This window comes from Levilactobacillus senmaizukei DSM 21775 = NBRC 103853, assembly GCF_001592085.1.
Lineage (GTDB): Bacteria > Bacillota > Bacilli > Lactobacillales > Lactobacillaceae > Levilactobacillus > Levilactobacillus senmaizukei.
In genome coordinates this window covers 1-19,291 of record NZ_BCWD01000025.1, presented here as the reverse complement: position 1 = coordinate 19,291, position 19,291 = coordinate 1, and the positions used below count along the sequence as shown (strand labels likewise).

Genomic DNA, 19,291 nt, shown 5'->3' with positions numbered 1-19,291 from the left:
CTAAATGCCAACACTAGATGACCTCAAACTATCGCTACGCCTAGATGGTGATGCCGATGATCAGCTTCTGACCGGATATTTAAATACGGCAAAAAGCTATATCACACAAGCAGTTGGCACGGAATCAGACAGCTTCTATGATGATGTCAGTGTGGTTGATTTGTTTAATACAGCTGTGCTGGCATTAGCCTCAGCCTATTATAACTACCGCAGCTCTTTGGTTCCGACCACGGCGATCAGCATTGACCTACCGGTTGATTCGATCATTGGGCAACTGAGAGGGCTCTATGATATGAAGATGGAGGCGATCACTGATGACCAAAGCAATTAATCCTTCACGAATGACTTTCCGTATCGCTTTTGGCCATGATGCCGATGCTGGCGAGATTAACCCGAATACTGGCACACCAATTCAACAATTTTCAGCAGATTTCAGCTGTTGGGCGGGCCAGTGGTCGTTGAACGTGCAACAGCAGTTAACCATAGCCGGAGCTGGGATCACTAATGCAGTGGTCTTTTTTATTCGCCATAATCCGGCCGTTAACGAGACGCTGCAAGTTCAGCGTGGATCGGATCTGTACAAGATTGACAGTATTGCGGCGGATGACGGCTTACAAAACGAGGGCTTTGACCTAATCACGTGCCATCGGGTGGTGACTAAGCATGGCTAGTTTAGATGAGCAATTACAGCATTACTTTTCACAAGTTAAAAAGAAGGTGCCAAATAAAGCACAGCAACAAGTGATTACTAAGGCTGGCGCTGATCAACTACGGGATAGTTATTTTCAGGCTACCAAGTCTAAACATTATCGTTATGGCCGGAACACGAGCCATGTTAAGCATTTAGCGGACGCGGTAGTTGCTGACGATCACGATGTAGATGGATATGCGACGGGAAGTTCAACGGTAGGATTTGAGAAGGATCCGATTAATCACGCCAGAATCGCGTTATTTCTCAATAATGGAACGGTGCATATTAAAGGCGACCATTTCATTGATACGGCCATTCAATCAAGCAAAGATAAGGTTTTAGCTGCTGAATATGCCAAGTACAAGGCATTGACGGGTGGTGATCCTCATTAAACTTCCGGTTATTCAAGTTTACGAGATTATCAAAGCAAATAAACCCTCCTGGATAGAGGGTTTATATCCAGAAAACATACCGAATGTTGTTGATAAAAGTGGTTCAAAGACGCTAGTGCTAATTACTAGTGTTACTGAGCCACTCTCTGGATATAAAAACGATACTTTTTCTGAGCTTAGCGCGTCAATTCAAGTGCAGATTTTCTTTTCTAAAACAGTTGCGATCAATGTATTAGATGCACAGCTGGAATTGATGAACTTACTTGATGATAATGGGTGGATTATCGCTACTCGCTACCCCAACGTAGTTGATCCAGATACTGAACAAGTCACAGCCACATTTTCTGTATTTAAAAATATAAAAATAAAAAGAGGTAATTAATCAATGAGTACACATGGTGTTAAAGATGTCACCTTTGGGTTAATTGATTCAACAGGTGCCATTATTGCAGATGCTACAAAAGGTATTTCTACCACAGGTATTTACTTGGTAGATGGGGACGCAGAAGGTGCTACCCAAGCTAACGTAACCGGGCTGGAAGCCGCTGGTACAATCGGTTATGCCAATGATGGCCCTAAGCGGGTATCGAACGGTTCAATGGAACCCCAAGTTGCTTTGGAATTCTTGGATATCAACTTTGATATTTTGCAGAAGTTAAAGGGATTCGTTAACGATGGTAAAGGTGGCTGGACACGTCAACTACCTAAGCCTCACGTTGCAATGTTAGTACATTCCCGGTCGTATGGTGGTGTGGATATTTATGAAGGGTTTGCCAACGGCCAACTAATTGAAGCTGGTATGAACCACGGTACCGACAACAACAATGAAACCGATGCTAATACCACACTGACTTACCAATCATTGGACCCATTGAAGGCTGATGTGTTTGGGGGCCAACCATACAAGATTTGGACGAGCGCCGATGAAGGCTTCGACGAAGCGACAATGATGGGTGAAGTATTCGGTGGATATAAGGCGAGTATTATCCCAGCCCACGGTTAGTCCAACAACTGTAGCCTCAACTACAGTACACCCATAGAACCATTCTAAGTCACTCCTTATGGGGTGGCTTTTTACATAGCTGGCAATGGTCAGCAATAAAAAAATGTTAGGAGCAGCAAAATGAAAATTAGTATCGCGAAACTTGGATTAAAGAAAAAATCAGCAGAAGTAAAAACCACGGTAAAGGTTGTCAATGAAGCCACTAATCTTCAAATTTTGATGTTGAAGATGGACAAGATGCAATTGGATTCAGATGCTGACCCATTAACTGTCATGGAACAGTCTCAAAAGGCGGTCACAGCCATGACTAGCTTCCTTCAAGCTGTTTTAAAGTTATCAGAAAAAGAATTAGACACGGTAATGAATGCCGTCACTATGGACGAATTGTCAAACTTTATCAGTTATGTACTGGCACGGATTCAAGGATTGTCTGATGAACAATGGCAAGAAACACTCAAGGAAAATGAGGACGAAGAAAGCCCAAAAAAGTAATAGGTCGCCTCAACGTTCTAATTCATGACTTAGAAGATGCCCAAGAAGACCAAGCCTACTTTAAGCAACAGATGATGGCTAATTCTGGGGTACTTCCTTCTCAATTGGACGGAGAAGACTATTACGAACTGATCAGAATTAACCAAGCAAAGCCTAAAGATAAACGTGCTGAAGACCCTATGGCAATGGTTAATCGGTTGAGAGGTAAGTAGAAAGGAGGTCCACTAATGGCGACCGTAAGTAACACAATGGCAACCGAAGTTAAGCTAGATACTGTCTCAGCGGCCTCTAGTCTGAAAACTCTGAACAACGCTATTAAAGCAACCACTAATGAATGGAAGGCTAATGAGATTAGCTTAAAGTCTGCAAAGGACAGCCTGGGCGCAGCACAAGCTAAATATGAAGGCCTTGGCAAGACCATGCAAGCCTTGCAAGCTAAAATTGATAAGTTGAAAGAGCGTCAAGCAAGCCTTGATACTTCAACGACTAAAGGCAGCGATAACTATGCTCGGCTTTCTAAGGATTTAGCTAATGCTGAGAATAAGATGGCGTCCTTAACTGCCCAACAAGGCCGTGCCAAAAAATCAGTAGACTATTATCAATCTGGCTTGGCTGACTTGCAAGAGCGGTACAAGTCAATCACGTCAGTCTCCAAGTCTTATGTGGACGCCTTAGAGAATCAAGGAAATAAAGCTCAAGCTGGTAGGGCTAAGCTTAATGGATTGCGGGAGTCCTACCGTAACCTTTCGGATCAGTTGAAAATCCAGCAAACTGAGTTAGCCAAGCTTAAGACTAGTTCTGGTGGGGCCAGTGAAGCCTACAATAAGCAACTTGTTCGGGTTAATCAAACAACTGCCTCAATGGCTAAACAGAAAACTGAGATTGGCCGATTAGCCGGTAAGTATGGCACCATGAGTAGTAGTATGGCTAAGATGTCAGATGGGGCGGCCAAAGCTAGACACAGGATTGCGAATATTGGTCAAGCATTTAAAGGCGCCGCAATTACGGCCGCAGCTGGTTTAACTAGTTTGGGTGCTGCGACGATTGCTGGTGCCAAAAAGGCCACAAATTTAAACAAGGTGTACCAAGTCAATCAAAATTTATTAGTTACTTCTGGTGAGAAAGCACGTAAGGCTATTTCCCAAGTCTCTAAGATGCAACGAGATGGTGCTAAATACTCCGTTAAGTATGGGGTAGCCCAGCAAGAGATTGCTGAACAGTACCAAGACTTAATAAAGCGTGGTCATACTGGTGCCGAAGCTATCGCCGTTATGAAGTCAGAATTACAAGCTTCCGTGGCTTCCGGAGACGACTTCAAAGATGTCATCAAGGTTTCTTCACAGGCGATTGAAGCATTTGGTATGAAGACCAATAACACGGCTAAAATGATGAAGAATACCAAACGGGTTGTTAATGATCTGGCGTATGCTTCGGATGTTACCGCGACTGATTTTCATAGCTTAGGTAAAGGTATGGAATACGTTGGGGACACGGCTAAAAATGCCGGTTTCTCAATTGAGCAGACTTCTGCGGCAATGGGGGAGTTGTCTAACCATGGTATGGAAGCGGATAAGGCAGGTACTGGTCTACGTAAGGTAATTACTAGCCTGGCTTCACCAACGAATACGGCCATGGGTGCCTTAAAAGAAATTGGCATTAAGTCTACCAAAATTTTCCAAGATTCCAAAGGTAACTTTAAATCTCTACCAGCAATCTTCAAAATTATCGAAGATCATACCAAGAAGCTTGGTGGTGCTGATAAAGCAGATGTCTTTAAGCGAATTTTCGGCCAAACTGGTATGCAGGCGGCTCAGGTACTTGCTAAGTACGATAAATCACTGAAAAAGTTAACCGGTGATGTTACCAAAGCGGGTAAAAAAGGTGAGTACGTCCAAAAATTGGCCAATAAGAACTCGAATAACGCCAAGATGAACGTAGAGCGATTCAAGATGGCTGGCCAACAGCTTCAAATTATGATGGGTTCTAAGCTATTGCCTGTTATTACTAGAGCGACACAAGATATGACTAAGGCTTTCAACAACAAGGATGCTCAAAAGGGGCTCACTTGGTTAATTGGTGGTGTTGCCAGACTCGCCAGTGGGCTTCTTAAGATTATCGAGTTCACCTCAAAGCATACGAAAACTATTGCCGCCTTCGGAATTGCTTTAGGTTCAGTGCTAGCCGTATCAAAGATCGCTCGATTTATCGCTGCGACTACTGAGGCAATTGATGTTATTAAGAACTTTACCATAGTCCAGAAAGCGTTGAACAGTGCCTTCCTGACCAACCCAATTGTGCTTGCAGTGGCAGCAATCGTAGCACTGGGAGTGGCCTTCTATGAAGCTTATAAACATATTAAGCCGTTCCGAGATGCCGTTAATGGCGTTGCTTCTGCAATTGGCAAATGGGCCAAGGGAGCTTTTAAGTCGGCTAAAAAAGCCCTATCTTCGTTTGGCAAAACGGTTAAAAATGTCATGAAGGGAATTGGCAAGTTCTTTACGGGAAAACTTGGTTGGGAACAAGCAATTGGAAAAGCGATTGGAAAAATGGTTAAAAGTGCTCAAAAAGCATTCAAACCAGTAACTAATGTTTTCAAAGCATTTATTAAGGATGTTCAAGCGATATTCAAAGGATTTGCCAAGGTTCTTGAGTATGCCATGGTCATTCCAATTGCCTTTGTTGTCGGTCTTTCAATTATTGCTTGGCGAAAGATTAAGAAGCCTGTAATGTCAGTCGTTAAGGCAATTAAATCTGGTGTATCTAAAGGCTTCAAAGCAGTTTCTAAAGTAGTATCAAGTATCTGGAAAGGGATTACCTCGAAGACCAAGAGATCTTGGAACTTGGTTTACAAGTATGTAATTAGCCCAGTAGCCAAGGTATACAAAGCTGTTACTAAGTATATTGGCAAACTAGTGACTAAGACGATTAGCAAAGCTTGGAAAACTATTAAATCCTTAACTCACAGAGCTTGGCTTTTAGTTAAAAAGTATATCGTCAATCCGGTTAAGTATATCTGGAAGATTATTAAGAAGTACATTATTAAGAATATTGTTAAAGGCATTACCAATACTTGGGATACCATCAAGGACTTAACTCATGATGCTTGGCTACTAATTAAGAAATATACTGTTAATCCGGTTATCTCTGCTTACAAGACTGTATCTAAGTGGATTAAAAAGCTGTTAAAAACCATTACCAATGTTTTAGGTAGAATTAAGAAGGTCTGGAATGGTATCTGGAATAGCATTAGCGATACTTTTAAGGGCATTTGGAAGAACATTAAGTCCATTGCTCAAAATGGCATTAACGATGTTATTAGCATTTTAAATACAGGTATTGGCGGTATTGATTCGGTTATTCATGCCTTTGGTGGCAAGAAGAAAGCCATTGGAACCATTTCAAAGGTTCATTTAGCCACTGGTACCGGGTTATTCAGCAACCAACGTAAGGCAATCACTAAGCCTACCATGGCGGTACTAAATGATGGCAATGATAGTCCTGAGACGGGTAATAAAGAGGCTGTATTCCTTCCTAACGGTCAATCTGGAATTGCACAGGGTAGAAATACCCAAGCCATGCTACCAGCTGGTACAGAGGTTTTAAACGCCTCTGAGACCAAGCTATTCATGGGTATGCAAGGGATTACCCACTTTGCCAAAGGTAGTTCTAATTGGTTCGGAAGTCTGATGAGCGGTATCGGCTCGGGTATCGGTGATGTATCTGGTTGGCTAGTCAAGAAAACAACCGAATTGAAGAAGTTCTTCACCACTGCCGAAAAGATTATTGCCCACCCAATTAAGAGTCTGGATTCCATGTTCAATTACACTAAGGCCGGTGCTGGCGTTGTTAAGGACATCACCAAAGGTATGTTCAATAACGTTAAGAAGCAAGCTGGCAACTGGTGGAGTTCCCTCTGGTCCATGGTTGACTTAGATGGAGGTTCTGCTGGTGGTAACTGGCGGCATAATCCTGGACTATCTGAGACCAATGGTTTTGGGGCTTCTCGTAGTTTTGGTAGTCATGATGGTGTTGACTTCTCTGGTCCCCTTGGTTCAGCTATTAGAGCGGTACATGGTGGGACGGTTACTCATGTTGGCCGACCATTACACAGCTGGCCTTACAGTCAATTGGGCGATGTTATTACGGTTGCTTCAAATGACGGATGGCAAGAAATCTATCAAGAATTTGGTGGAATGAATAACGTTAAAGTTGGTACAGGAGATGTCATCAAGACTGGGCAAAGGATTGCTACTCTTGGCCATTTAAACGGTGCTGGTAGTGGTTCACACGTTCATATTGGGGTATCCCATGGTTCTCTATGGGATCATGGCGGTTCCTCAACCAAAGGCTGGTATGACGTAACTAAAATGCACGGTAAATCTGATGGTTCTTCTAAGTCTAGTAAGCAATCCGGTAACATCAAAGGGATTAAATCCCAAGTTGGTTCAGGATTTTTCAAGTTTATGGATAAACTAGCCAACATGTTTAGTTCTATTGGAGGTTCAGGTGGAGCTAGTTATGGTGGTGCTTCCATGATTGAAAAGGCCGCTAAAACTATGCACGTCAAACTCAGTGCTGGAGAACTAGCTACAATTAAAGCTACCATTATGCACGAATCTGGTGGTAATGCCAAAGTTCTTCAAAAGGTTCATGATATTAATTCAGCTAGTGGACACCCAGCCAAAGGATTACTTCAATTTGTTCCAAGCACTTTCAGTGCTTATGCTGTTAAGGGTCACAAGAATATTCTCTCAGCTTACGACCAATTATTAGCAATGTTTAATGACAGCAACTGGCGGAGTGATGTTCATACCAATGGTTGGGCACCTAGTGGTCACCGTAGATATGCCAATGGTGGTATTAGCCGATTTGAAAAGTTAGCACATATCTCAGAAGGCAATAAGACTGAGTCAATCGTTCCTTGGGATATTACCAAGCGTGCCAGAGCTTACCAGATTATGGACACCACCATGAAAGAGTTTGCTAAGACTGATAAGCCGCAACAATCCACTGCCCAATCTGCTCAATCAACTGATTTATCAAAATTGATTAAGCAAGGAAAAGAAATTATCGGATTGATGGCTGAATTAATATCTGGTCAACAGAATCCTGTACCCGCTGTTGTATCTGCTAACGATGTTTACAGTGGTTATAACCGAGTAAAAACGAAAAAAGATGTAAGTAGAAACCTAGGAAGGGGAAATGTAAATGGCATTCAATGATGTTAACACTTTTGATTATGCCTTCGACGAGAATGGTACCGGTGGTTTCAACTCCGACAAAGACTTGGAAGTGTTGGTAAACCATGTCTCCAAGCCAATTGCCCCAACGATAACCGAATCCTTCCAGGACGTTCCCGGTAGATATGGGGGCGTTTTTTTAGGCAATAGTTATGGGGAAAAGCAGATAGATATTCCGATTACCATGTACCCCACTGACCGGGACGATTACAACCGGATACTGAATAATTTATCGAGAGCCCTCATTAATACCAACGATGACGCGGATACTCAGTACCCATTACGGTTCAACGACCAGCCAGAGGTAGTCTATTACGGTCACTTTACTGCCATTCCTACCCCAACATTTCTCAACGAAGGGGTACAGGACTGTACCACTACACTAACGTTCATGCTGGCTGACCCACGGGGGTTCTTGCCTCAGCGTGATATTAAGATCACCAGTAATGAACAGGTTATAAGCCCAGCCGGTAACACTGCTGTTCAACCAGTTATTCACATCATTCCCAAGACTGACTTGTACTACTTTGGTTACACTTTGGGAGACCAATATGTAGCCGTTGGCTATCATGTTGACGATGGGTCCACGGTTATGGACGCTAACGGTCATATCACTAGCTTAACGCCTCATCAAGAATTGCAGGTACACGATCCTTGCAACTCAATGAGCACATGGTTTCAAGCCGGTGCCGATACCCAAGAAATTAAGGTATATCGTGGGGAAAATGATGGTAAAGCAACGGCTACAGCCTCATCATTAATGGTTGCTAAGGATTCAAAGGGTCATTACAACTGGGGTTCTACTGGCAAACACAAAGACTTCTATGGACCTGTTATTATCCACCAAGGTATTCCGAAGATTAGTAATTACTGGAAAGTGTCCATGCGATTCCACCATATTAAGCGGATGAAAAATGAACGGGCCATGGGTAAGGTTGAAGGTTATCTGCTGGATGCTAATGGCAATGTATGTGGACGAATGGGTATTGACGATTATGCACAAGGCCGGTACCCCCGTGGTTACATTCAACTAGGGAGTTCATTTAATGCCACCAAGGATAGGGGCAAGTACCTCACCCTTCTATATAACGAGGGTGGACGCAAAGTTAATGGGAAAAATCATCATGATATAAAGGTCCATTTAACCAAGACCGTTAAGGTTAAGACTAAGTCCAAAGCTAAGCACAAAGCTAAATCAGCCAGAATGTACAAAGCCACCATTCAACGTGAAGCCTTCAAGTCCAGAGCTAAGAAAAAGAGACGTAAAAAGAGACGTAAAAAGGCAACTAAGAAGGTTACCAAGAAGAAGTCCGGCGGAAAGAGGAAGTCTACTAGGGTTTCCAAGCCAAAGGTTAGGACTAAGTCCAAAACCATTAAGACTTATGTCATGGAGACCACGTACATGAACAAGGATGCTTACTCAAACTTCTTCGGTGAGTTCTCATTGGAACGTCAAAAGAAAACCATTGGTGGCAAGGTGTATGACAACTGGGTGGCTGAGATTAACGAGTTCAATCCTAAGACTGGGGTAGCATACTCGGTTAACACTGAGGGTAAAGTTCACATTCACAAGGAGAAATTAGATAAGTCGGGCAAGTTTGGCTTTGCTTTGGCTAATGTAGCCGCAACCTTTATGAAGCATAATATTAAGGAAGACTTGGTTAAACCACCAGTTGGATATTATTCTGACTTTGAGACTTTGACTGACCTCAAAATATATACTTCTGATGGTAGTGATGACCCTGACGATATCCCACATGTAATTGCCCACACAGGTGAAGAAATCATCATAGATTCAGCTGATAACACGGTTACCGTTGGTGGTAGAAATGTTGATAAGTATGTGTCATGGCTATCGACTTTCCCTTCAATTGAAGGCGATGTTAGCCAAGAGATGCACTTTACGCCTGACCCAGCCAATGCAGATATAACGTTGGAGTACAAGCCAGCCATCAAATAGAAAGGAGTTAAGACGTGTGTACGTCATTCTTGATAAAAATCTCAAACGAGTCGCCACCTTAGACACGACAACCGATACAAATATATTCTGGGGTGAAACTATTCAGCAACAATTGGCCGATGATAATTCTTCAAATGACAGCATTACCGAAGCCAGTCTAGCTAATACTTCTGACCCAAACGCTAACTCAAAGAGTTGGAATGATACCTTTACCGGTCTCACCATGGTAGCAGATAGTCCAGCGGCTCAATACCTGAGAGTAGGCAATCACTTAGCGGCTTATGACCAAGCGAATGACCGCTGGAGAGTGTACCGGATATATACCGTTGATGAGACCATGGACAATACCTCTGGAACTAACCTTATCTCAGCTGATGCCATTAACCTCTTAATCTGGCGACTGGGGAAGACAATTCCCACTAAGAAAGAGATTAAAGAGTGCTCATTACCAGCCGCTATGCACTGGATAATTGCTGGTACCGGGATAACACTGGTTGATAATGCAACCTCTGGACTACTTTCAGACTTTTCCATTGACGGGGAAAGTTCATCTCAAACTTTACTTCAGACAATCCTGACGACTTACGATTGTGAGGCTGATGGGTACGTAAAATTAGATAGTTCTGGGATTGTGGTTGATACAATTTTGGAATTATCCGACCAACGGGGACAGAACACCGGTAGACGTATCACTTATGGTGACAACATGCTGTCCATTAAGCGAGAGACAGTTGATACAACTCTGATTACCAAGCTGTACGTCTATGGTTCCGGTGGAGCTTCAATCAGTACCGCTAAAGGTAACGGTGGTCGTAATTTTGTCACTGATGCCTCTGCTAACGCCCTGTACAACAATGATGCCAACACTTGGCTGGAAGGTAGCATTACCAGTTCTACGGTTAGTGAACCAGATGCCTTACTATCACTGGGATTGAAGACGTTACGACTATATAACCATCCGCGGGTCAATTATTCCGTTGATGTGACCAGCGATTTTGATGCCCAATTAGGCGATACCATTAAGGTAATCGACCTGACTATGTCCCCGGTGTTAACTTTGCAAGCCAGAGTTATTCAACGGACAACTTCCGAGAGTGACCCAACTCAGAATAAGGTAGTCATCGGGGAGTTCAGTACGGTTACAGTTGTTACTCCCAATTTCATTAAAAACATGGAACAGCGGTGGAACGACCATGTTAAAAAGCTGTTTGAAGACGCCAAAAAGAACCAAAATGCTGCTAGTGTCAGCTTAATTACCCCACTGGGGCGATCATGGACGAATACTGATACTTCTAAGCGAGTCATTGCCCGATTGTTCATTGAAGGTGAGAATGTAACCTCCTTCTTATCAGCGGCGGCTTTCAACTGGGAATACATTCAACAAAATGGTACCCATGAGCTGACTTGGGAATCAGAACATGCTAAGGATGGCTATGAAGTCACCATTACTCCCCCATTTGTTGGTAGCTTAGTGGTATCCATTGATGACGCCTTCGTTAAAGACGAGTCTGAAATGTGGATAGACACTGGAGCCAACGCTGACGGTACCTTCAAAAAGTTGTGGGAGACTACTGATGGTAACCCTGACGAATTCGGTAACAATCACGTTGGGGCATTGCAATTCTCATATGTTATGAGTAATGGTGAGGTACTTGCCAGTTATTCATACAAAGGAAAACAAAATCAGTCCAATTTAAGTGATTGCCAGTTCTTACATTGGAGTGCTCAGGGGGTACTAATTGATTCCATGATTGTACAAGGCGGTCAACATGGCTCTTCCTTCGGATATGATGAAGCCAACAACCTCATTTACTCTCAAATTAAGGATTTAAGTGGTGGTAAAAATTGGCTGGCAACCTTCCCATACACCCCACATGCCGTGATTAATAGCGATTCCAGTGGGGTAACAAAATGGTGTGAGATGGAAACGTACGTCCGGCCTAACGTTGACCTTACCAATGGGTTATGGATTGGTAGTCAGATGGACGGGACCGTAGAAGTATGTAATATCTCGGATTTGAAAGCTGGCAATTACTTCCCAATTATCCGATTCAAATTGCAGGACTTCGGCTGGAATCCGGTACCAAGTGGGGTCACCAACAATGGCAAGTATAATACGATTCAAGCTAATTCAATTTCATATCCGTACGCCTTCTTTACAGCAGGAGACGTCAACAATAAGGATGACCGACTAGTAATGTGTATCAATCTCATTACCCAGTCAGTCATTTTTAATTATCAAATTGAACCCAGTCAGGATATCCAGCTGACAGTACCAATTGAGTATGGTGGTCACTTTGAACCAGAAGGGATATACCCGGACTTAGCTCATGACCAGCTAATGATTGGCTTCAATGTTAGCGAATACCGAGACGCGGCTCATAGCGTCATGATTAGCCACTCTGGATTATGGTCGATCCCAATTGGTATCCGTGATGATAGCAAGGACTTAGCAATCACTTACCCAGCTGAAGATGAGGGAGAAAACACCGAGGTAGAAGAGCCAGTGGTAATCCCTGATGATACTGACGACTCAGATAGTGCCAGTGATGACGATTCTGATTTTAATATTGATGATGGTTCAACGTTTAAGGAGGTGGTTGAGAAATGATTATTGCAACGGGGTCAATTGATATTAACGAGGCAACTAAGCTAGCCCAAGAAGCTGCTAAGGCCGCTGATGGAAAAATTGAGGAAGCTAAGACTAAGTACCAATCCATGTTGAACGGGAAGATTACGTTATCTACCTATTCCCCGAGTGACGCTGGCGATACCAATAGCCATAGTGAAGGTGATTTATGGATTGTTAACGATAGCCTAGATTATGACGGCACTGCTAAGGATATGTATGTTTATTCAAACGGTGCCTGGCACCAGAAGAAATGGGACCAAGAAAGTTTAAACGTGCGGACATTATCAGCACTTACAGCTGATTTAGGAACAATTAATTCTGGCACACTTAATTCTGTTGAGGTCTATGCGAAGAACCTTACGTTGGACGTGAACAGCGATGGTGGTAGTTATGATGGTGGCCATAATTCCAAGAGCTGGAATGGTAAGGTTTCGGACGGAATGGGTGTTAACTTCAATCATGGCTTGCTTCACATGAACGCTTCAAGTGGGAGTGGTGGTTATGATGCCACCTATATTGGTCCTAATGACATCAAGGTTAGAAATACTGCCGGCCTAGCGCCAGATAGTGGCCTGTACAACCGCGTTGATATCAGTGAAGGTTATATAATCATGGGTACCACTTGGAATGATGACTCCGGTGTAAAGCTGGGGATGTGGAGCCAAGGACTAGTGCAAGGTAACTACGTCCGGACAAACTATATTTATGGCCGTGACCAAGCAGACGTGTATTTCCATAACACGGGAGGCAAAACGGTCGGAATCCATGCCGGTGATGTTATAAGCCACGGTAACGTGCTTAAGTCATTGCTATCTGAAAAACGTGATATCGGTGACTATTCCGGTGAGGAAGCCTTAGCCCAAATTAATGCTACTGATATTAAGCGGTGGCAGTACAAGGATGACGACAATTCTAGTCAACATATTGGCCCCGTCATTGATAATGTGAACCCGTTAGGCCAGAAGAAATACTTTGTCGCTAATGACATGCTTAAATCAGTTAGTGGGGATGCGGGGCTGGATGAATCCAACGCATTATCAATGGCTTTAGCGGGTATCAAGGAGTTGACAAAGCGCAATGATGAGTTATCTGCACGGGTAACAGCGCTAGAAGGGAAGTTAGACAATGCAAAGTAATACGATTTTGAGCGATGTAAGTACTAGTTCCAACATTGACGGTAAGACAATCCACATCAAGTACACGATGACGTTCCCAGCGGATAGCTATGTGATTTATGGCGGCCTGGACGTTGACCAAGATGTAGCTACTACTGCCTTTAAGGGTGCAACCGCTACTGATATGTACGCCGGTTTTAAGACACTAATCTTAGCAACGCTCAATAAGGAGAGTGGTGCAAGTGAGTAAGGAACTGTACTTTACTGACGGTAACAACGAGGTTAAATATCTTGATACCACAGCCAGTTTCAATCTGGCGATTACCCAAGACGGTTCAGCGTTCGACCTAACTAATGCTACAGCCATTGATGTTAAGGTTGCCAATGATACCGGTTATGTATTCGATAAGCCGATTGATATGGCTACAATTAAACAACCGTTGGCTGGATTGATTACTATGCCAGTGGATGCCGAAGTGATGAATGCCTTAGTACCTGATGATTACACAATTGAAGTTTGGGTAACCTTATCCAGTCTGATTACTCCTGGTAGCCAAGAAGGTTTAACTGATGGTGCAACCACAAGTACCACTACCTCATCAACTAGTACAACCACTTACAATGCCATCTTTCCAAGTGATGACCCACAAGGATTCACCATTACTGAAAATGTTATGAGTGACTCTGGGGACGTTATTCCAGTTATGAGTCTGGATGAATTTCAACAGGATTTCGACCAGCTTAAGACTGACTTAACTAACAAAGTTTCCACATTGCAAGGTCCAAAAGGTGATACCGGATTAACGGGACCGCAAGGACCACAAGGTATTCAAGGTACCAAAGGTGACACTGGAGCAAACGGTCCACAAGGCGTTCAAGGGCCCAAGGGTGACCAAGGTATTCAAGGCCCGAAAGGTGATACCGGACAAGGGCTAGAGATTAAAGGCAAGGCTGACACTACTTCACAACTACCCACAACAGCCAGTGAAGGCGATGGTTACTTAGTTGCCGAAGAACTGTATATCTGGACGAATAACGCGTGGAAGGATTGTGGACAGATTCAAGGACCAGCCGGTAAGGATGGAAAAGATGGAGCAACCGGTCCGCAAGGGCCAAAAGGTGATACGGGCGCAACTGGTCCTCAGGGTCCACAAGGTATCCAAGGACCGAAAGGTGACACTGGAGCCACGGGTGCGACTGGTCCAGCAGGGAAAGATGGAACTCAAGTAGATTTAACCGAATACGCCAAAACTACTGATGTTACAACCGCTATCAGCACCGCTACGGCTAACATGGTTGACTCTACTAAAGCCACAAACTTTACTGCGGGACTACAATCAGGAGGTGTCAATGTCGCTACCGCGGCTGATTTGAAAAGCATTAAAGACAGTGCTTGGCGTCCTTTAACGTTAAAAAATTCGACTAGTGGAATTATCTTGTTCAAAGATAACGGTGATGGTACCGCTTCGCTGACAGGGTCAGCTATCGTCACTACAATAGCAGGGCAGGGAAATTTGAATCCAATCATCGAACCTCCTACTGGATATACATTTACTTCTCTACCGTGGAGTAGTCCGGTTGGGGGTGCTAGTGTTACTGTATATGACAATATTAACGGCTCTTTTTTTGGAAATAAATTATATTTTGGTGTTAGTGTATCATCGAATGGAGATATTTGCCTTTTAGGGTCCAGAAGCGATCATACCCTTACTTTCATACCATCAGAGTTAACAACAGTAAATAGGGGAGCAACACTTAATCCTGCACTAGTAAATATATCAAAAGTTTAAGGAGAAAAAGAAATACCAATTTATTATGTAAAACCAGATTCAGATAAGTAGACAAATTAGAAAGGACGATTACATGTTTATTTATATCACTTATGATACAGAAGGTTTCATCACTGCTTACCAGAATACCGAAGCAGAGGGGTTTACCAAGGTGTTCCTTCTGGATTCATGGATTGCCCAGTTTGCTCAGCATTCCGACAAGTTCCGGTACGACACGGATAAAAAGGTGGTACTAAATCCGGGTAACTTGCCAGAATTATCACTTGATGATTTGAATACCAAGTATTCCGATGTGTTGAAGACTAGTCAGCAAGCGGTAAACTCAGCCACTACCCTGGCACAACAACAAACGGTATCCGCCACCAGTATCAATCAGTTACAGAAGTCAATTACAGCACTTGCACTCAGTCAATCAGCAAAGGAGACGAAATAATATGGTTCAAATTTACACATGGGCATATCAAGATTGGAAAACAATCACCAAGGAAACGTTAGCAACGATCGTGGGACTACCAGATGGGATTACTGCTGACGATTACAAGAACATCACCGGCGATGATTATGTAGCACCAGCAACGCAAGCACCAACAGCTCAAGCACCAACAACGCAAGCAACGACCACAAGCACCACTAACTAGCGTCACTCAGCCAGTTAGTCAGTGCTTTTAATTTGTCCAAAATTGGAGGATAAAAAATGTTCAAAGAAATTACAGATGTGTTCAATTGGCTTAATAATGTGGGAGTATTCGCCTTCTTAATGGTGTTAATTCCCGCCGTGTACAAGCTGGTAAAGCCACTCCTAACTCGTAAGGTTCAGACGGAAAAGAACACCCATGTTAAGCAAGGATTAGAAGTGGGCTTAAACTTGGCGAATACGATTGTTCCAGAAATGGCAGTCATGGCTGGCTTATCTCTGTCTGATCGCAAAAAGGAAGCAATCCGCTTCGTTAATGCTCAATTGACAGCCAATGGTTTCGACTTAGACGCCCAAACTATCTCTGGACTGGTTGAGAAGGCTTACCAAGCTTACAAGGTAGCCGGTGGGGATAATCATGCCCCAGTAGTTACCCCGGCACCAACGGAGGTCATTACCCCATCAGAAGGGACTGATAGCAATGACTAAGAAAATTGTTGACCTATCATCGTACCAATTCGATTCCTTAGCATATATGAAGCAACTCAAGAAGTGGGGTGCTGATGGTATTATGGTCAAGTTAACTGAAGGTACTGGTTATCTCAGTCCCAAGGCTGGTACCCAGATTACTAATGGCTTCAAATTGTTTGATACCGTTGGGGTTTACCATTTCTTCCATGGTCGGGGAACTGCTGAAGCTCAATACTTTCTGGCTTGGGTTAAGAAGATGGGATTAGATAAGTCCACGGTATTAGCTATTGACGTTGAAGCACCAGACTTACCATATTCCACGACCAGTCAGGTTAATGTCTTTCTTCGATACCTAATTGCCCACGGGTACAAGAATGTGATTACGTACGGCTCAGGTAGCTGGTTCAATGCTGGCCGGATTAATCGTTCCCAACTGGTAGATAAGGCAATCTGGGTGGCCGCTTATGGTGTCAGTCAACCGGGGGTAGCTAATGCCAACGCTTGGCAATATACCGATAACTTTCATGGGGTAGATTGCAGTTATGACTTCGATGGTAAGCTGTCTGGTAAGGCTACCAAGGCAACGCCTAAGAAAGCCTCATACTGGGCTGATAATGGCTTGTATGAAGTGATTACCAGTGAGGTTAACGTGTATGGTAAGCCAGCCTTAGACAAGGCTAATAAGCGCCGTATTCACTTCTCAAAGGGAAGCACAATCTATGGTAAGGCTGTCAAGTATGGCAAGGTTTACCGGATTAAGACGGACGTTGGGTACATCTCGGCCAACAGAGACTATGTAAAGCTGGTCAGAAAGTCGGGTGGTAAGTAATGTCCTTTGATCGTTGGATTGAACTAATCACCTTGGCTTTGGCTGTAGTCGCGGGTATCTATGCAGCTTTGATGGTTATCATGAAGCCATTCACAGATCGGCTGCAAGACATTGCTAGAAGCATGGAACATAGCAGCCAGCGAATTGAGCGGCTATTTAATTTGCAAAATACGCTGCGTGAAGATTTAATTACTAGCAGAAGCGAGCATAAAGTTATTAACGAGCGCTTAGACAATGTTGAAAATGATGTACGTGAATTAAAAAGTAAATAGTGTTAGGGTTAAGTTAATCCTACAAAATTGGCACAACCCAAAAAGCCACTCATCTCATCACGAGGTGGGTGGCTTTTTTTGTGTGCATTCTGCTTCATTTAAACGGACAAGTATACGTCTAAAAGCTGAACGTGTCGTCTGAGGGCGCAGCGCCGTTCGTTAATCTGGTAGTTCTACAAGATGATCGTTCTATAGAACTATAGATCTATAGATGCTTAAAAATCGTGCATATTTTGTTGAACAGCTCTAACACTATCTATTACCAATTTTTTACTTTGGTTCGGCATATTTTGAACATAGCTTTCAACGATTTCGTTGAGAACCTCATAGTTTCGCTTATTTTCAATGGTAGCTATTTGCTTTATGGCCATATGAGTGTCTAATTGTGCCTGGACAGACTTTGGAGTATCTTTTGCTGTCAATCTACGTTTTGGCTTAATTAGTACTTGGTCATTTGGCATGCTTCTGTGTTGTTCTTCAAATTTTTGTGGCTCAATTTTCTGAGGTCGTGTGGTTTTATTCTTTCTAGTTTCTCCAAAAGCACCTAATCCCATTTTATCGTTAGCAGTCATTTTTTTAGCCTCTAATTAATTTTAAACGTTCTAATAATTCATCTACAACCAAATCATAAAGATGGTGAACCCTTCTGTCGTTTATGTCATGGCTAGCATTATTTGTTATACCAGTGCGATCAAATCGTTTTAATCTAGCCATCTGACGCACCTTTTGTTTAAACATGTTTGCATGGCCGAAGCTTGTAGTTGCATCTTCGATAACGTCTAAATCTAAATCATTTCCGTTTTGTTGTAAGACAGGTAAAACGCCTAACAAATCAATGTCGAGAGAGTAATCGTCTTTGATTTGCAATAAGTGCTTAACGTATGTTTCTGCCCCTCGCAATGAGCGCTCTTGGGTTTGCAAAATAACAATAACGTAATCACTTGCAACCAAAGCGGAATCAGTAAATTTGTTTAATTGTGGGGGAACGTCTAATATTACAAAATCATATTTACTTGAAATTTTTGATAATAGTTTAGAGAAATAATGATCTTGTGTGTAGTCATCAGGAAACGAAGAGCTCAGAAATTTATCATAGTTCTGCAAATCATCATCCGAAGGAAGTAAATCTAAGTTATCATTTACATGAACGACTGCATTTTCTAAACTACCTTTTTTTAAAGCAACTTCAAGCGTTTCGCTAAAATCAGGTTTAGTTCCATACACTTGGCTCATTGTTGTAAACAGCAAGTCTGTAGCATTAGCTTGTGGATCAAGATCTACTATTAAGGATTTTTTCCCTCTATTGGATAAGGTGTAAGCAATCATAACAGCATTAGTTGTTTTTCCAACTCCACCTTTAAAATTCCCGGTTGTAATAGTTGTGGTCAACATAGACACATCCTTTTGGGAAAAATTATAGCACAAAAAAATAAAATTCTATAGAAAATTTTATTCAAATCTATAGAACTATAGAAATGAACATCTATAGAACTATAGATCTATAGATCTATAGTTCTAATAAATAGCGAATATTGCCGACATAGCAGCTCTATAGAACTATAGATTTATAGAACTATAGAAATGAACATCTATAGATTTATAGAACTATAGATTTATAGAATTATAGATTACACGGTTCTATAGAACTATGTAAAAAGTGCCTTTACTTGTTCTTGCTATTGAGATATTATTTAGACATAAAATAGAACATAAAAAAACACCCACCGACAGGCATCGGTGAGCGCCACAAAGATAAATTTAATTTAGTTA

The 19,291-nt window shown here is 42.6% G+C and carries 19 protein-coding genes; 17 read left to right on the top strand and 2 right to left on the bottom strand.

Translation table 11 applies throughout. The features are described 5' to 3' along the window. Positions 1-4 precede the first annotated feature (4 nt). The 17 genes from LSE01S_RS08855 to LSE01S_RS08770 all read left to right on the top strand — a co-directional run bounded on the left by LSE01S_RS08855 (position 5) and on the right by LSE01S_RS08770 (position 17,521). Positions 5-331, top strand: coding sequence for a head-tail connector protein (locus LSE01S_RS08855; RefSeq protein ID WP_061777276.1), 327 nt, complete (start codon positions 5-7; stop codon positions 329-331). After that, positions 315-671: a phage head closure protein gene (locus LSE01S_RS08850; RefSeq protein WP_061777275.1), complete on the top strand. Its 357-nt coding sequence runs from the start codon at positions 315-317 to the stop codon at positions 669-671. Before LSE01S_RS08855 ends, LSE01S_RS08850 begins: the two co-directional genes overlap by 17 nt. Further along, positions 664-1,083, top strand: a complete 420-nt coding sequence (locus LSE01S_RS08845) for an HK97-gp10 family putative phage morphogenesis protein (protein WP_061777274.1) — start codon at positions 664-666, stop codon at positions 1,081-1,083. The genes LSE01S_RS08850 and LSE01S_RS08845 overlap by 8 nt, the downstream gene beginning before the upstream one ends. Continuing rightward, positions 1,067-1,465 (top strand): DUF806 family protein, encoded by a 399-nt coding sequence (locus tag LSE01S_RS08840; RefSeq protein ID WP_235808327.1) that lies wholly within the window; start codon positions 1,067-1,069, stop codon positions 1,463-1,465. The genes LSE01S_RS08845 and LSE01S_RS08840 overlap by 17 nt, the downstream gene beginning before the upstream one ends. 3 nt (positions 1,466-1,468) lie before the next feature. Continuing rightward, positions 1,469-2,086: a phage tail protein gene (locus tag LSE01S_RS08835; RefSeq protein WP_061777273.1), complete on the top strand. Its 618-nt coding sequence runs from the start codon at positions 1,469-1,471 to the stop codon at positions 2,084-2,086. A 120-nt stretch (positions 2,087-2,206) separates the two neighbouring features. After that, positions 2,207-2,578, top strand: coding sequence for a phage tail tube assembly chaperone (locus tag LSE01S_RS08830; protein ID WP_061777272.1), 372 nt, complete (start codon positions 2,207-2,209; stop codon positions 2,576-2,578). 248 nt (positions 2,579-2,826) lie between these two features. After that, on the top strand, positions 2,827-7,800 hold the full coding sequence (locus LSE01S_RS08825) for a phage tail tape measure protein (RefSeq protein WP_162257440.1): 4,974 nt from the start codon (positions 2,827-2,829) through the stop codon (positions 7,798-7,800). Next, complete coding sequence (locus LSE01S_RS10830) at positions 7,787-9,778, top strand: distal tail protein Dit (protein WP_082622386.1); 1,992 nt, start codon at positions 7,787-7,789, stop codon at positions 9,776-9,778. Before LSE01S_RS08825 ends, LSE01S_RS10830 begins: the two co-directional genes overlap by 14 nt. Before the next feature lie 16 nt (positions 9,779-9,794). Beyond that, the gene (locus LSE01S_RS08810; RefSeq protein WP_061777270.1) at positions 9,795-12,389 is read left to right on the top strand and encodes a phage tail spike protein; all 2,595 of its coding nucleotides are present in this window, start codon (positions 9,795-9,797) and stop codon (positions 12,387-12,389) included. Continuing rightward, positions 12,386-13,546 carry a tail fiber domain-containing protein gene (locus LSE01S_RS08805; RefSeq protein ID WP_061777269.1) on the top strand — a complete coding sequence of 387 codons (1,161 nt, stop codon included), beginning with the start codon at positions 12,386-12,388 and terminating at the stop codon, positions 13,544-13,546. The genes LSE01S_RS08810 and LSE01S_RS08805 overlap by 4 nt, the downstream gene beginning before the upstream one ends. After that, on the top strand, positions 13,536-13,775 hold the full coding sequence (locus tag LSE01S_RS08800) for a hypothetical protein (RefSeq protein ID WP_061777268.1): 240 nt from the start codon (positions 13,536-13,538) through the stop codon (positions 13,773-13,775). Before LSE01S_RS08805 ends, LSE01S_RS08800 begins: the two co-directional genes overlap by 11 nt. Next, a complete protein-coding gene (locus LSE01S_RS11205; RefSeq protein WP_061777267.1) occupies positions 13,768-15,315 on the top strand; it encodes a collagen-like protein in 1,548 nt (515 codons plus the stop codon). The genes LSE01S_RS08800 and LSE01S_RS11205 overlap by 8 nt, the downstream gene beginning before the upstream one ends. A gap of 73 nt (positions 15,316-15,388) precedes the next feature. Beyond that, positions 15,389-15,748 (top strand): hypothetical protein, encoded by a 360-nt coding sequence (locus LSE01S_RS08790; protein WP_061777266.1) that lies wholly within the window; start codon positions 15,389-15,391, stop codon positions 15,746-15,748. Between the two features lies 1 nt (position 15,749). Then, a complete protein-coding gene (locus LSE01S_RS08785; protein WP_061777265.1) occupies positions 15,750-15,953 on the top strand; it encodes an XkdX family protein in 204 nt (67 codons plus the stop codon). A gap of 56 nt (positions 15,954-16,009) precedes the next feature. Further along, a complete protein-coding gene (locus LSE01S_RS08780; RefSeq protein WP_061777264.1) occupies positions 16,010-16,438 on the top strand; it encodes a hypothetical protein in 429 nt (142 codons plus the stop codon). Next, complete coding sequence (locus LSE01S_RS08775; RefSeq protein ID WP_061777263.1) at positions 16,431-17,249, top strand: GH25 family lysozyme; 819 nt, start codon at positions 16,431-16,433, stop codon at positions 17,247-17,249. Before LSE01S_RS08780 ends, LSE01S_RS08775 begins: the two co-directional genes overlap by 8 nt. Continuing rightward, complete coding sequence (locus LSE01S_RS08770; RefSeq protein ID WP_061777262.1) at positions 17,249-17,521, top strand: hypothetical protein; 273 nt, start codon at positions 17,249-17,251, stop codon at positions 17,519-17,521. The genes LSE01S_RS08775 and LSE01S_RS08770 overlap by 1 nt, the downstream gene beginning before the upstream one ends. A 215-nt stretch (positions 17,522-17,736) precedes the next feature. On the opposite strand, the gene LSE01S_RS08765 is transcribed toward LSE01S_RS08770, so the two are convergent. After that, positions 17,737-18,093 (bottom strand): hypothetical protein, encoded by a 357-nt coding sequence (locus LSE01S_RS08765; RefSeq protein WP_061777261.1) that lies wholly within the window; start codon positions 18,091-18,093, stop codon positions 17,737-17,739. Between the two features lie 4 nt (positions 18,094-18,097). Continuing rightward, positions 18,098-18,910 (bottom strand): ParA family protein, encoded by an 813-nt coding sequence (locus LSE01S_RS08760; RefSeq protein ID WP_061777284.1) that lies wholly within the window; start codon positions 18,908-18,910, stop codon positions 18,098-18,100. Positions 18,911-19,291: the final 381 nt, after the last annotated feature.